This is a genomic window from Paenibacillus sp. JZ16 (genome assembly GCF_015326965.1).
Taxonomy (GTDB): Bacteria; Bacillota; Bacilli; order Paenibacillales; family Paenibacillaceae; genus Paenibacillus_AQ.
The window spans coordinates 3,562,149-3,577,500 of sequence record NZ_CP017659.1; the positions used below are offsets into that span (position 1 = coordinate 3,562,149).

8 protein-coding genes, 9 tRNA genes and 1 pseudogene (1 of these 18 running past the window's edge) are annotated in these 15,352 nt (G+C 47.6%); all 18 read right to left on the bottom strand.

All coding sequences use genetic code 11. From position 1 onward, the window contains the following. Positions 1-3: 3 nt before the first annotated feature. Positions 4-1,482, bottom strand: coding sequence for a HAMP domain-containing sensor histidine kinase (locus BJP58_RS16295; protein ID WP_194544686.1), 1,479 nt, complete (start codon positions 1,480-1,482; stop codon positions 4-6). Beyond that, a pseudogene (locus tag BJP58_RS16300) lies at positions 1,482-2,218 on the bottom strand (response regulator transcription factor). The gene BJP58_RS16295 and the pseudogene BJP58_RS16300 overlap by 1 nt, the downstream one beginning before the upstream one ends. Positions 2,219-3,128: 910 nt before the next feature. Further along, positions 3,129-4,961 (bottom strand): glutamine--fructose-6-phosphate transaminase (isomerizing), encoded by a 1,833-nt coding sequence (gene glmS, locus BJP58_RS16305; RefSeq protein ID WP_194544687.1) that lies wholly within the window; start codon positions 4,959-4,961, stop codon positions 3,129-3,131. A gap of 730 nt (positions 4,962-5,691) precedes the next feature. Next, on the bottom strand, positions 5,692-7,032 hold the full coding sequence (glmM, locus tag BJP58_RS16310) for a phosphoglucosamine mutase (protein WP_194544688.1): 1,341 nt from the start codon (positions 7,030-7,032) through the stop codon (positions 5,692-5,694). Positions 7,033-7,064: 32 nt separating this feature from the next. Further along, complete coding sequence (locus tag BJP58_RS16315) at positions 7,065-8,543, bottom strand: CdaR family protein (RefSeq protein ID WP_194544689.1); 1,479 nt, start codon at positions 8,541-8,543, stop codon at positions 7,065-7,067. After that, entirely contained in the window at positions 8,536-9,366 is an 831-nt protein-coding gene (gene cdaA, locus BJP58_RS16320) for a diadenylate cyclase CdaA (protein WP_071221881.1), read from the bottom strand. The genes BJP58_RS16315 and cdaA overlap by 8 nt, the downstream gene beginning before the upstream one ends. Before the next feature lie 319 nt (positions 9,367-9,685). Next, entirely contained in the window at positions 9,686-10,300 is a 615-nt protein-coding gene (locus tag BJP58_RS16325; RefSeq protein WP_194544690.1) for a zf-HC2 domain-containing protein, read from the bottom strand. Positions 10,301-10,521: 221 nt separating this feature from the next. Next, entirely contained in the window at positions 10,522-11,088 is a 567-nt protein-coding gene (gene sigW, locus BJP58_RS16330; RefSeq protein WP_071221879.1) for an RNA polymerase sigma factor SigW, read from the bottom strand. A gap of 241 nt (positions 11,089-11,329) precedes the next feature. Beyond that, complete coding sequence (gene ppc / locus BJP58_RS16335) at positions 11,330-14,116, bottom strand: phosphoenolpyruvate carboxylase (RefSeq protein WP_194544691.1); 2,787 nt, start codon at positions 14,114-14,116, stop codon at positions 11,330-11,332. A 273-nt stretch (positions 14,117-14,389) separates the two neighbouring features. Then, a tRNA-Gly gene (locus BJP58_RS16340) sits at positions 14,390-14,463 on the bottom strand. Between the two features lie 76 nt (positions 14,464-14,539). Continuing rightward, positions 14,540-14,613: transfer RNA gene (locus BJP58_RS16345), tRNA-Pro, on the bottom strand. Between the two features lie 20 nt (positions 14,614-14,633). Next, positions 14,634-14,710, bottom strand: a tRNA-Arg gene (locus BJP58_RS16350). A 3-nt stretch (positions 14,711-14,713) separates the two neighbouring features. After that, a tRNA-Gly gene (locus BJP58_RS16355) sits at positions 14,714-14,788 on the bottom strand. Positions 14,789-14,793: 5 nt separating this feature from the next. Then, positions 14,794-14,877: transfer RNA gene (locus BJP58_RS16360), tRNA-Leu, on the bottom strand. Positions 14,878-14,891: 14 nt separating this feature from the next. Beyond that, positions 14,892-14,967, bottom strand: a tRNA-Lys gene (locus BJP58_RS16365). A gap of 6 nt (positions 14,968-14,973) precedes the next feature. Then, a tRNA-Gln gene (locus tag BJP58_RS16370) sits at positions 14,974-15,048 on the bottom strand. Positions 15,049-15,101: 53 nt separating this feature from the next. Beyond that, positions 15,102-15,177, bottom strand: a tRNA-Val gene (locus BJP58_RS16375). A 135-nt stretch (positions 15,178-15,312) separates the two neighbouring features. Continuing rightward, positions 15,313-15,352, bottom strand: a tRNA-Glu gene (locus tag BJP58_RS16380); it runs 35 nt beyond the window's last position.

A 15,352-nucleotide genomic window follows, 5' to 3' on the forward strand; every position in this document is an offset into this window, starting at 1 on the left:
ATCTCAACTCTCCTTATCTGAAATAGGCAATCCGCATATGACGAGCGTTCCGTACGGCGCCTCTGATAAAAGCATAATCGTTCCTTGGTGTTGTTCAATCGCCATTTTAGCAATGGTTAAACCAAGCCCGAAGCTGCCTGAACCCGCTTGATTTCTAGAAGTTTCCCCTTGATAGAAAGGTTCGTACAGCATCGCCTGAATTTCCATGGGGATGTGCTCTCCATCGTTCTGAATCAACAACAGAATTTTCGCTTTTTCTTGATTGAAGTGCTGATGCACAACAGATTTAAAAGGTGGGAATACCCACTCCGGAATCTCAAAACAAGTGGATACTGCGCCAAGGTAAAGCTTTCCTCCCTCTGGCGTATACCGGATAGCATTGGAGATCAGGTTATCCATCATCCGCATCATCAGTTGAGGATTTAATTCCAATTCGCCGCTAACTGTAAGAGTTGATTCCAAATGTATGTTTTTAACCGATGCGAGAGGTTCATACCCCTCCAGCAGCATTTCCATGAATTCCGCACTGTCCACCTTAACGTGCATTTCCTTTGTTATTTTGGATTCCAAGGAAGCATATAAATTCAAATCATCCAGCATATGCCTCATCCTGTCGGCCTGTCCGATCATGAGTGCAAGGTATTCCTGACTTTCCTCTCTTGTTAACTTTAAATTACCGAGCTCTTCAGCATAGGCCCGAATGGAAGTGAGCGGTGTTTTTAAATCATGGGACAGAGCAGCTGTCATGAAAGCTTTCTCTTCCTGCTGCTTTGATAGCTTTTCACGCGAAGCTTCGATTGTCTTTCTCATTTCCACAAAGTGATTCATAAGCTCTTCCATCTCACCACCGCCTCGGTATACAGACTCAGGCACCGGTTCCCCTAAGGCAAAAGCTCCCATTTGTTTTGTCAGCATACGCATCGGTAAGATCAACTTACGCCGGGTGAGCAACAGAACGATGATAAACAAAGCCGTTATAAACAGGCACAGTAAACCAGCTACCCATAGACTCCGATGTCTTACTCCTTCTTTCCACTCATTCCTGGCCAGCGTGATCCGGTATATTCCTGCGATTTCACCATCTACGAACACGGGTTTTTTCATCACATAACTTCGCGGATTGATTTGCGTCTGGTACAATTTTGCGTACAGACTCTCAGTGGTTTGAACAAATTCCGTATACTGACTGTCAATCATCGATGAGTAAATAAGCACGCCGTTTGGGCTAAATAATTCAATCTTTAAAGCATCACTCGTCAATGCGTTCAATTCGCGCTCGTCCCGGGTAGAATTGAAATGATAGAGTTCAGGTTTTTGCAAATATGTCTCTGCTGCAGATATCTCCTTCGAGGCTGACATATAATCGGCGAACGAGCGTTGCTCATCCAGTTTCCCAATAAGCTGGTACAGCATGATTCCGGCTGCGAGAGGGAGCAGCATGAGCACTAGAAAAGCAATAAGCAACCATGTCCTAAGCTTCATTATAAGAACTCACCGATAAAACGATAACCGCTGCCCCACACCGTTTGAATATATCGGGGTGTTCGAATATTTTCTTTAAGCTTCGCCCGCAGGCTCTTAATATGCACAGTGACCGTATTCCCGCCGTCCACTACTTTTTGCTGCCAAACATGTTCATATAGCTCGCTTTTACTAAAATGACGCCCTGGATGGGTGGAAAGCAACAGCAGCAGTGACCACTCCTTACTTGTAAGTGCCAGCAATTCATTTCCATACATAGCCTGTTTCAAAACCGGATCAACGGTAAGTCCACCCCGATAGCATAACAGGAGAGATTTCCCTTCCTCGCTCCCTTGGTATTTCCGGAATTTCTTCAGGTGGGCCTCCACCCTTAAAGTAAGCTCAGTCAGGCTAAAGGGCTTGGTGATATAATCATCCGCTCCGAGTCCAAATGCTTGGATTTTGCTCTCGTCTTCACTCCTCGCACTCATGATCAGCAAGGGAACTTCGCTTTTCAACCGAATGTTTTTGCTCAGTGTAAAGCCGTCCATTTCCGGCAGCATCAGATCTACCAAGACGAGATCATATTCTCCATTGCAGAAATCCCCCAGCATTCCAGCCCTGTTGTTGCCCACGTTACCGCATAATTCTCACGGCGCAAATGATCTCTCACGACCCTACCAATTCCGGAATCATCCTCAACGATTAACAGATTGCCCTTATGTTCTTGATATTCATGGCTGTTCTTCTGCTCCATGCTTTATCCTCCCCTTGCTATCCATTCTAGTTCGATTTACTGATGGGTTTGAAAAGTTAATAAATTCTTTATAAATCGAACAATTGATTTATAAATAACTTGATCAAATCAAAAAACCGCTTTTTCGCGGCTTTGGAAGACAGTATTGTTATTTAAGTATACTGGGCCAACCTGCAGTTTCGCCAGCGAAGCTGCAGGTTGGAGTTAGAAAGGAACAAAATCTACTATACATCCTTGATATCACTATATTCGTATCGGATGGCCCATTTTGTAGGAATTTCAACGAATACATAGATTTACAAGGCAATGTTTTTCCGGTATCTTCCCTTCTCCATTTTGGTTTCCATAAGACGCCTATAGCGAGCCGTCCGCTAAATCCCTAAAAACGACTAATGGCTTCGCTCTCTAAAATAAAGGGCGAAGCCATTAGTTATTAATGTTTTGATGTAATTCTAGGTGATCCTAATTTCATTTTAAAACAAAGTAGCCGTTTGACATTTATATCTTCTGATACCAGGACAGAGGATCCGTAATTTAGATGGAATCGGCCCATTATGGAGTTCACGCGGACACAGGATCTGCTATTGGACCATAATCACGGGTTAATCCACCAAATAACTCGTAATAGCGGATCTCTTGTCCGCATGTTGCTGCGAAATGCTAAGAACAAGGAAATATAGCGGAACTAGTGTCCTCAAATATCTTATCTCGATAGACAATAACAATGCCGGGGCGGTATCAAACTTAGGGATTCTGTACACTCCCCTCTATAAGAAAAGCCGAGCAAATGTCAGGAAATAACCTGCATCTGCTCGACTCTGATATGACTTTCCATTGCTCAATACAACTTTAATTTGCTATAACTTTATTTGCATTCTACAAGGGTCGTCGTGTGTCGTCCGCTCATACCTTACTCCACCGTCACGCTCTTCGCCAGGTTCCGCGGCTTATCCACGTCGTTGCCACGGGCAAGCGATGCGTAGTAGGCAAGCAGCTGCAACGGTACGACAGACAAGGCAGCCGTCAAGATCGGCAAGGTCTTCGGAATGGCGAAGGCTTGATCCACGGATTTCAGCAGGCCGGCCACATGCTCTTCATGCGTAATCGCCATCACTTCTGCACCGCGGGCCTTCACTTCTTTGATATTACTCACCGTTTTCTCCATAACCGCTTCCTGGGTTGCCAAGGCAATAACCGGAATGCCCTCTTCAATCAAGGCCAGCGTACCATGCTTCAGTTCGCCGGCAGCATAAGCCTCGGAATGAATGTAAGAGATCTCCTTCAGCTTCAGGGACCCTTCTTGTGCTACGGCGTAGTCTTGACCACGACCGATGAAGAACAGGTTCTCATGCTCCGCAATTTGCTCGGCATATCCCTTGATTGATTCTGCGTTGGTCAGCATGGACTCTACCTGTTCAGGCAGTGCTTCCATCGCTGCAATGACTTCAGCCACAGCGTCTTCGGTCATCGTACCGCGTACTTGAGCCAGGTACAGACCCAACAGATAGAACGCAATTAACTGAGAAGTATAGGCTTTCGTGGAAGCTACGGCGATCTCCGGTCCAGCCAGGGTGCCGAGCACATCGTTGGCTTCACGGGCAATCGAACTGCCTACTACGTTCGTGATGGCCAGGACATGAGCGCCATGGCTCTGCGCTTCACGAAGCGCAGCCAAGGTATCTGCCGTTTCACCGGATTGGCTTACAACGATAACAAGGGTCTCTGGCGTAACGATTGGCGAACGGTAACGATACTCGGACGCCACGTCATTCTCAACCGGAATGCGTACCATCTCTTCAATCACGCTGCGTCCCACAAGTCCTGCATGGTAAGCCGTACCACAGGCGACGATCTGAACATTGCGAATGTTCTTAATCTGTTCCTGTGTCAGCTTCAGCTCAGGCAGAACGACTTTACGTCCGCTCTCATCTACACGGCCCAGCATGGTATCCCGGTATGCTTTTGGCTGCTCGTGGATCTCCTTCAGCATGAAGTGATCGAATCCGCCTTTTTCCGCTGTAACGGCATCCCAATCGACACGAATCATTTCCCGAGAAATAAAGTTCCCCTCAATGGTCATTAATTCGACAGCATCTGCGGTCAGCAGAGCCATCTCTCCATCGTTGAGAATATATACGTTCCGCGTATATTTCAAAATAGCCGGAATATCAGAACCGATGAAGTTCTCCCCTTCTCCAAGACCAATAATAAGCGGGCTTGCTTGACGCACAGCCACTAATCGATCCGGCTCATACTCGGTCAAAACGCCAAGGGCAAATGCGCCTCTCATGTAAGAGATCGCCTTCTGCACGGCCTTTACGATATCCCCGTCATATTCACGGGCAATGAGATGGGAGATAACTTCGGTATCGGTCTCCGAAACAAAGTGGTGTCCTTGGCTGATCAGCCCTTCCTTCAGCTCCAGATAGTTCTCAACGATCCCGTTATGAACCACAGAGAACTTCTGGCTTTCGTCTGTATGCGGATGCGAATTCACGTCCGATGGCCGGCCATGTGTTGCCCAACGAGTGTGACCGATACCTGCGGTTCCCACGAGTGGAGCAGATTCGAGTCTCTCCTCCAAATTGGCAAGACGCCCTTGTGCCTTGGCCACACGCAGACCTTCATTCGTAAACACGGCAATCCCTGCTGAATCGTATCCGCGATACTCCAGCTTTCTCAATCCCTCGATCAACACCGCTTGCGTTTTCTGATTTCCAATATATCCGACAATACCACACATAGTATGATTCCTCCGTTCGATTTCCCTATAATAGTAGGCGGAAATAGAACACGGCAGCATCTGTGCGGTATCAGGAAAGAAGAATGATTTATTCAATTATCAACGTTCAAAAATCCAGCATGATATAGGCTGCTAAGCTGAACAGACATGAATGCACTCTTCTTCCACCGCGCTGCCCTGTTCTAAATCGCACATTCATGTTTTGTATTAGTTAAGAAGAAGCACCTGCGGATCCGTTGTAAGAACGGTCGCCCATTCCTTTTCCGTGATTCGCTTACGGTTGGTGCATAACCGAGAGGTCCCCGCCGAATAATCCGAACACCTCTACCTCGTCAACTTGCGTTCTGCCGTTTGGTTATCCCTATCGTAGCAATAACCAATCCCCGCGCAGGTACAAGCTCTGGCGCTTATGAAGCTTGAAGTAACCTCACAATCCTCGCTTTCTATTCTTGAATGACATCCTTTATTATATTCATGCTATATCACTTTGGCAACTCGGCTGTTTCCTAGGTGCTCCAAGCCCTGCGTATAATTAACCCCATGAATGACATCGAATGGCCTACCCTCTCAAGCGATGCCGTAATTCACACTCTTTGCTGACAGGACAGGAGGTGTTGCGCTTTCATTGACTGGCTTCATTGAAAAGCAGCAGGCCAGTGAACCGGATCCGCATAGTTCACTGGCCCTGACAAAAATTAGTCTGCTTTCCTTGAAAAATACACCCTTAGTCTTACGCCAATTCCCGCTTCACCACGTCTGCAATCTGCGTTACATAACGGTCGAGCTCTTCTTTGTCCGGGCCTTCGGCCATGACGCGAATGAGGGATTCCGTTCCCGATGGGCGAACCAGGACACGTCCATTATCCCCCAGAATGCCTTCGACTTCAGCAATCGCAGACTCAATAACGGTATTGCCTTGGTACTTGCTCTTATCGCCAACACGAACATTAACCAGCACTTGCGGGTACTTGCGCATGCTGCTCTTCAGCTCATGCAGAGGCTTGCCGGAGGCTACCAACGTATCCACCAATTGAATTCCCGTCAGAATGCCATCCCCTGTAGTATTGTGATCCAGGAAAATCACGTGTCCTGACTGCTCTCCACCCAGGTTATATCCGCCACGGCGCATTTCTTCCATCACGTAGCGGTCACCGACTGCCGTTTTAGCAGTTTTCAGCTTCAAGCTGTCACATGCCTTATAGAAACCGATGTTACTCATAACGGTCGAAACGATGGTGCCTGCCTTCAGCTTGCCGGCACGGTTCATGGCATCACCGCAAATGCACAGAATGAAATCGCCGTCTACTTCCTCGCCTTTTGCGTCAATGGCAATCAAGCGATCCGCATCTCCGTCAAAAGCCAGACCGAGGTCAGCGCCATGCTGGAGCACAGCCTCGACGAGTTTCTCCGGGTGAGTCGATCCGCAGTGATCGTTGATATTCAAGCCATTCGGCTCAGCACCGATGGTGATCACATCCGCGCCCAATTCACGGAAAAGCTTTGGAGCCAGCTCATAAGCTGCGCCATTAGCACAGTCCAGTACGATTTTCAGACCGTCAAACCGGTTATTGACCGTCGTTTTCAAATATTCCAGGTATTTATATTTCGATTCGTTATCAACCAGCAATTCACCTAAATCAGCCCCGATTGGCCGCGGCAGATTATCCGTTTCCGCATCCATCAGCTCTTCAATCTTAAGCTCTGTCTCATCCGACAGCTTGAAGCCGTCTCCACCGAAGAACTTGATGCCGTTATCTTGTACCGGGTTATGTGAAGCCGAGATCATAACACCCGCATCAGCCTTCAAAAGTCTTGTGATATACGCCACCGCTGGTGTACTTACGACACCCAGACGAATGACATGTGCACCGATTGACAGCAGGCCTGCAACCAAAGCCGACTCCAGCATAGCCCCCGATACGCGAGTATCCATGCCGATGATGACGGTTGGCTTCTCTTTATCGCCAGTGAGCACATAGCCGCCGCAGCGACCGATGCTGTAAGCCATTTCCGCTGTCAGCTCTTGATTGGCAACTCCTCTTACTCCATCTGTACCAAAATATTTCCCCATGTTTTATATACTCCTTTATCTACTCTTCGTTATTATCCATCATTGGACGTTTCTGATCCCGTTGTCCCATCATTCGATCCGTCTCCCGGCGGATGTGATGGGGTTTCTCCTGATCCGGAGTTATCCGTGTCTTCATGAGTAGGAGGCGTCTCCGGATCCTCCTCCTGATCATTGCCTGTTCCTGTTCCCGCTCCTGATCCCGTTCCTGGTGGAACAGGCGGCTTGTCTTCCGTTCCCTCATTCTTCGAGGTGTCCGGCTCCGTTGTCACGGGCTTGGAGTTATCCTTGAGTTCTACCTTAACAACAGGACGTTCCGAATCCGTACGGTTAATAAAGTTAGGAAGCGTGATCTGCAGCGGAATTTCGTGAACGCCGGCTTTCAAACCGGTTGCATTCGCTTCAGCCCCGATATCCGTCGGCTCCAGGCTATTGAGCAAGTCCGGCGCTCCGGTGAGCGTTAAAGATATGGTCTTCGTCTTTGGATCCGTAATGACAGCATCCAAGCCGGAGGCAACCCCTTTTAACGTTATCGGAATCCCCGTAATCACCCGTTCACCATGCGATACCGCCGTAACATCCACCGTTACAGAGCTCGGCTCGATTTTCTCAAAACCTTCAGGCGGCGTCAAGTCGGCCGTAAGCACTGTTGTTCCCGAATTTCTAACTTCTCCCAGATTGATCGTAGCTTCGATATAGGTCTCAGCTCCTGCCAGCGCCTCTTTACTGCCAAACAGCTTCACTTCTTTTACCTTCTGTTCCACCTTGGATAGGACAAACCCTTCCGGCAGCCGTCCGGTATATTGAAGCTCCAGCGGCAGGGTGACAAAAGCAGGCTCAATCGGCACTTCAGCTGCTACTGTAGCAGGCTCAATGACCGCATCTTCCATTGCGTTGCCTTCTTTATCATATGCTGTAAGCTTGACTCGTTTCTCCGTAATCTTCTCTTTGGCACCATCAAGCTCCACATTACCTTTGACCTGCCCCAGATTCGCCATTGACGATTCAGGCAGGGTAACCGTAACTTGCCTTGGGTCAATCAGCACGGGTGTTCCGGCCCGATAATCTTTAGCAGGCTCGCCTTTGGTTCCAATACTTACCGTCACGGATTTCGACACTCTCGCCTCTACCGTCACCGTAACAACCGAAGGCTCCATCGATACCATCTCCACGCCACTCGGGATGGAGGGCGTTAGCGGAAGTGTGTGCGTACCCGGTTCTTTGACGTTGCTCAAATCAAGCTTCACCTTATAATCGTCGGTCAAAAGCGAAATATTGGATTTCTTTCCCCGAACTTCGAGATTTACACGGTCTTTATCAATCCCTGTTAACGCATATTCGCTGTCATCAAATCCATAAGTCTGTATCTCAACGCCTTCAATGACTTTGGTATCATAAAAAGTCGTTGGCGGTGCAGGCGTTCCGCTGTCCATATGAACCATCGCCCACAATAAAATACTGACAGCGAGTGCAATGAGCTTGCTTGCCGTGTTGTTCTTGATCCATTTATCCATTGCTGCCGTCCCCCTTCCGTTTCCAGAAGAACGTGCGTTTCTCCTTAATGGACGCGGCAGGCCTGAGCTCCTCATACAATTTGGAGATGAGGGACTCTTCCTTAATATCTCGAACCACCTGTCCATTCAAGGCCAGCGATACTTGCCCAGTCTCCTCGGATACGACAACCGAAATCGCATCCCCCACCTCGCTGATTCCGATAGCGGCACGGTGTCTTGTTCCCAGTTCCTTACTGATAAAAGGATTCTCTGATAGCGGTAAATAGCAGCCAGCCGCCGCAATTTGACCGTTCTGAATAATGACAGCTCCGTCATGGAGCGGCGTGTTCGGTATAAAAATGTTAATAAACAATTCCGAGCTGATCACCGATCTCATCGGAATTCCTGATTCTACATATTCATTCAGGCCCGTCGTCCGCTCAAAGACGATCAAAGCCCCTATTTTGCGCCGAGACAAATAATTAACCGCCTTAATGGTTTCGCTGATTAACTTATTGGTTTCCTCGTCAATATCCGCCGTCCGCCCAAACAGCTTGCCTCGTCCGAGCTGCTCCAGACCACGTCTGAGCTCCGGTTGGAAGATAATAAAGATCGCCAACACCCCAAATGTAAAGATCTGATTCATCAGCCACTTCAGCGTATACAGATCAAACCAGGTGCTGAGAGCCCAGATGACCACCAGCACCAAAATCCCTTTGAGCAGCTGGACCGCCCGCGTGCCGCGGACGAGCAGTATCATCTGGTATATTATATAAGTAACGATAAGGATATCGATGATATCTTTAATGGTTTCACCCCAGGTCATATCTGTGAAATACTCCATACAGCAACCCCCGTCATTTCCTTTAAGTGCGGGCCCAAAAAATCCGGTTCCTCGAAAATGAACGCGAAAGATTCGATTTCACCGAACCAGCTCTCCATTTTCCTTCGGATCACACGGGGACTTTTTGAACTTCCTTTTTAATAACGCATGAGACTTATATATGTAGTATGTACTCTACACTCTCTAGGTTATAACGTTAATCTTTCCGATGCAAGCGGACGCCCACTGCTTTCCATGAAAAAGATCATAAAGTCAACAAAAGAAGCGCCGTCTTTTCACAGAAAAGAGGCGCTTTTATTCAGTAGGCATCAGGTTTCACCTAGCGGTAAGCGGCATCTGTAAACAGAGTGGAGATCTTGTACCAGATCCAGTCCATCGCCCGATCTATGTCCTTCACTTGACCTGCTATATGTGAGGTGGAAGCCTGAAATAATTCTCCGTCAATGACGGTCACGTTGCCATTCACTTGACCGTAGACCTTCGTCTTTCCATTCTCGACTGTAATATCTCCCGTGATGATTTGATCCGGAGGAATAATGACGGTATCTCCTTCAATCACCAGCTTTTCGAATTCGTCACTCTTTACAACCAGCTGGGTATCCTGACTCCAAAAACTGATTGTGCTGAAGAGCATGACAACCAAAAACAAAGCTGCAGCCGTGAGCGCAGGATGATTCCTAACCCATTTGACCCAAGCTTTTTGTCTCTTGGGCTGCGGCAGCATGCCCATTATACGTTCCGTTAAATCATCGGATGGCTTGGTCGCATGATGAGTTAAGGAATAAAGAAGCATATCGGTATGCTCCAGCTTCTCGAAGTAATTCCGACAGTCAGCACAATCCCGCAAATGCTTCTGCAATTCCAGCTGCTGTGGGTCGGACAAGTCATTATCCAGATAATCATGCATCAAAGAGACGGCTAATTTGCAATCCATTTGTGAGCCAATCCTTTCATTCAATCTCTTTGCTGGGTCCCTTCCCCATAGGGGCATAAGACTTGCTTATTGTTCATACGTGCCGGAATCAGGGATGTTTCAATTTTTTTAAAAGAAAGTCAGAAAAAAATTTGCAGGGACTAACTTTCTGGCTCCGCAAGAAAAAAGCGCCCTTAAACGCGATCTCTCTTCCACAAAGAACGGCGATAGGCGTTTTCCCCTCACAATTTGTACTCTAATTTTTTGCGTAAAAATTCGCGTCCACGATGTACACGCGTTTTGATCGTTGTTACAGGCAAGTCCAAAATCTCGCTGATCTCCTGCAGAGATAAATCCTGAATGTACCTTAGAATCATGATTGTCTTATACTTGGCAGGAAGTCCGTCAATCGCCGTATGAATAATACGCTGTGTCTCGGATAGCAGCATTTCACTCTCCGGTGTACGATTATCGCTCGGGATCAAGGAGTAGCCGTCCATACCTTCGCTTTCATTCAGTTCGGCGTCCAGCGAGAAAGACGGCTTGCGCTTGCGCAGCCGATCAATGCTAAGATTTGTACCGATTCGGTATATCCAAGTTGAGAACTTCTGATTCTCGTCGTATCGATCAAGGTTTTTATATACACGCAAAAAAGTCTCTTGTACGACATCCTCAGCCTCATGGCGGTTACTCAGCATCCGGTAAGCCAAATGAAAAATCTTGTCTTTATAAAGCTCTACGATTTCGGCAAAAGCTCTCTGGTCCCCTTTTCGGGCCAGCTTCGCCAGTCTTACATCCAAATTGTCCACCACAATTCCCCCAGAATGGTCTGATGGGTAACGTCTAAAAAGCATCATTCAAATCGTAATTCAACTGTTTCTAAAAATCAACAATAATTCAAAAAGAATCCCTATTCTCTATCAATGACAGCCATGCTGCAGCCGATACTTTATTCATCAGAGTAGACTGCTATAGATGAAAAAACGAGGTTCCTTTAGGGAACCTCGCCTTAAACTATCCCTTTCAAACAGCGTTGGCATCCTGTACGGATCAACCTGTATTACGAAGCCCCGCCGCAATGCCGTTGATGGTCAGCAGTACTTCCCGAAGCAGATCCGGATCATCCTGCTCCTGCTCTCTCAGCTCGCGCAGCTCGTTAAGCAATTGAACCTGCAAATAGCTAAGCGGATCCACGTAAGGGTTACGGAGTCGAATCGATTCCTGCAAGACCGGCTGGTTATCCAGAATATCCTGTTGTCCCGTAATCTTAAGAACAAGCTCTTTCGTCAAGTTGAACTCATCCTGAATCAGACCGAAGATACGCTCGCGGACTTGATCATCTTTCGTCATCAAAGAATACTCCTTGGCGATGATCAGATCAGCCTTGGCAAGAGCCATCTGAAGGGTATCGATCAGTGACGTAAAGAACGGATAGCTCTTGTACATCTTCTGAAGCACCTTCATATTCTCTTCCTTGCCCTGGTAGAAGCTCTGTAAGCCCGTACCAGCCGCGTACCATGCAGGAAGCAGGTAACGACTCTGGGTCCACGCAAACACCCAAGGGATGGCTCTGAGGTCCTCAAAACGGTCACTGTTCTTACGCTTGGATGGTCGGGAACCGATATTCAGCTCTCCCACTTCAGGAAGCGGCGTGGATTCCTTGAAGAAGCTCAGGAAATCCGGATCACGGAAGATCAGATCCTGATATTTCTTCTGTGAAGCGGCCGATATGCTAGAGGAAATCTCTTCCCACTCTTTTTCGGTCGATTCTTTTTCAGGGTAACGGGCATTAAGAGAAGCCGTAATAAGTGCTGAAGTCGCCTGGTCCAAACTGCGGTAGGCAATTCCCTTCAAGGAATAACGTGAAGAAATAACCTCGCCTTGCTCCGTGATTTTGATGCCACCCGCAATCGTTGATGCCGGTTGAGCCAAAATGCTGCGATTCAGAGGCATACCACCGCGCCCAAGCGATCCGCCGCGTCCATGGAAGTATTTTACCTTGATGCCATACTCATTGGCAGCAGCCGTAATCTCTTTAAGTGCTACCTGGAGCTCCCAGTTCGCGGTAATGGCTCCGCCGTCCTTGTTGCTGTCGGAGTAACCCAGCATGATTTCCTGAAGCTCATTCATCGCGCTAACCGCTTCCCGATAGATCGGCAGGTTGAAGAGCTTACGCATAATATCAGGTGCGGCATGAAGGTCTTCAATCGTCTCAAACAATGGTGCAGCCTGCAAAGTAGCTATTACAGAACCGTCATTGTCCTTACGGAAAAGTCCGACTTCTTTGGCAAATACCATCACTTCCAGAATGTCGCTTGCACCCTCGGACATACTGATCAAATAACTTGAAATACATTTGACGCCGAACTCCTGCTGCGCACGGAATACGGTACGGTATACTTCAAGGCATTCTTCGGTACTGTCGCTGTACTCTTGATAAGGCGTCGTCAATGGACGAGGATCATTAAGCAGGTTATTAAGCAGCTCGATCTTCTCATCTTCACTTAACTGGGCATAATCCTGAGTCACATTCATTTTACGAAGAATCTCGGCCATGGCATTTTCATGCTCTTGGCTATGCTGTCTGATGTCCAACGTTGCTGTATGGAAACCAAACAACTCCGCCTGACGAATCAGTTTTTGAATATACGTGTCTGCAACATAGTCAGCAAAATGGAAACGCAAGCTTCGATCAATGATATTCAAGTCCTCGATAAATTCCTCAGGGGACTGATAACGCTCGCTGCCCGTCATGTTCTCATCAAGAATATGACTCATTTTAGCCAGCATATATACCAGTTTTACACGATAAGGCTCTTTCTCATTGTGCCAAATTTCCATCTTCTTCAGTGTTACATGCTCGCGGTCTTTTTCAATGGATTGAAGCAATTCATCCGAAACGCTCACGATGGATGAGCTGAAGCTGAGGTATTTCATGAATTCACGCAAAATCCGTTGGTATTCACGAATTGCTAGCTTCCGCTGCATTTCAAGCGTTTTCCATGTTACGTCCGCCGTCACTGAAGGATTTCCGTCCCGATCGCCACCGATCCACGAACCGAAACGCAAATAGGTTGGAACGTGCCAATGGTGACCCGGATAATATTTACTTAGGCAGCGCTCCAGTTCTTGATAAACCTCTGGCAGAATGTGAAACAGAGTCTCGTGAAAATAATACATACCGTTTCTGACCTCATCAAGAACCGTCGGCTTACGGTCACGAAGCTCGTCGGTTTGCCATAGCGTAATCACTTCATTCAGTAGTTTCTCCCGAAGCTGCTCTCGTTCGCGGAATGTCAGTGTCGGGTTGTCGAGTTGCATAACATCGTCCGCTATCCGTTTATGAATATCCAGAATAGCCCGACGCATCGCTTCTGTTGGATGAGCTGTCATTACCAGCTCAAGGGATAGACTTTCGAGAATTTCTTGAACTTCTTCAAACGTAATATTGCGCTCTTTCAAATCCTGGACCGCACTTTCAATGGAACCTGGTTGAACACTCTCCCCGGCGGAACGCTCGTAATCGCGTTTGCGGCGAATGCGATGATTCTGCTCTGCGATATTAACCAATTGAAAATAAATGGCAAACGCGCGAATCACCTGATGGCGAATGTCGGGCTCCAAGGTGCTGATGATCCTTTTGAAATCTGCAAACAATTCTGGCAGGAATACGGATCGCAACGATTTACTCGTTTCACGAATTTTCTCAACTATATCTAAAAGCTCATTGCCACCTTGGTGGACAAGAACTTCTCCAAGAATATTGCCAAGGAACCGTACATCTCGCCGCAGCAGATTGTTGGAATTGCTCTTTGCGGTTACTGTAAGTTCAGTCATGCTACTCCTCCCATCTCAACCCGTTTCAGCAGTTTGTCTATAGGACGTAACGCCTTCCTAACATCATACAATAAAAGCGCATGAAAATCTGCATTTTCCAGGCGAAAAAATTAGCCAAATCGACAAAACTCATGATATTGATATACCCATATACCATGGACATTAGTCCTATAAACCTTGACCTGCCTATATTCTTTAGCACATTAACACTTCGCAGGATAGTCGTGTGAATATGTAAAAAAACATCACACACGGTGATGTCCTGCTTATGTATGGAGCGGGTGATGGGAATCGAACCCACGCTACCAGCTTGGAAGGCTGGAGTTCTACCATTGAACTACACCCGCATATCAACCCACAAAAGAGATGCTACACATCGGAGTATAATCCGATTACTTTTGCGGGGCATAAATCTTAAACAAATCGGGATGACACGATTTGAACATGCGACCCCCTGGTCCCAAACCAGGTGCTCTACCAAGCTGAGCTACATCCCGATATTAATTTTTTTGAAAAATGGCACGCCCTGAGAGATTCGAACTCCCGACCTTTTGATTCGTAGTCAAACGCTCTATCCAGCTGAGCTAAGGGCGCAAATGGAGCGGACGACGGGAATCGAACCCGCGACCCTCGCCTTGGCAAGGCGATGCTCTACCGCTGAGCCACGTCCGCATAAATGGTGCGCGTGGAGGGACTTGAACCCCCACGTCAAAGACGCTAGATCCTAAGTCTAGTGCGTCTGCCAATTCCGCCACACGCGCACAAGATGAAACAATGGTGAGCCATGAAGGACTCGAACCTTCGACACCCTGATTAAAAGTCAGGTGCTCTACCAACTGAGCTAATGGCTCATACAATGGCTGGGGATATAGGATTCGAACCTATGCATGACGGAGTCAAAGTCCGTTGCCTTACCGCTTGGCTAATCCCCAAAATCGATGAGATACTTCTATTGTGCTGATTCTCGTTAGAATCATGCATGAAATGGTGGAGGCTGAGGGGATCGAACCCCCGACCCTCTGCTTGTAAGGCAGATGCTCTCCCAGCTGAGCTAAGCCTCCATACAATATGGATTAAATATAGTGGTGACCCGTAGGGGATACTCTCACTTCGTTCGAGACTGCGAAGCCTCTGCTTACGAAGTTATCCTCCGACGAACCGACGGGATTCTCATCCCCTGTTGCAATTAAGAATAATGGTGACCCGTAGGGGATTCGAACCCCTGTTACCTCCGTG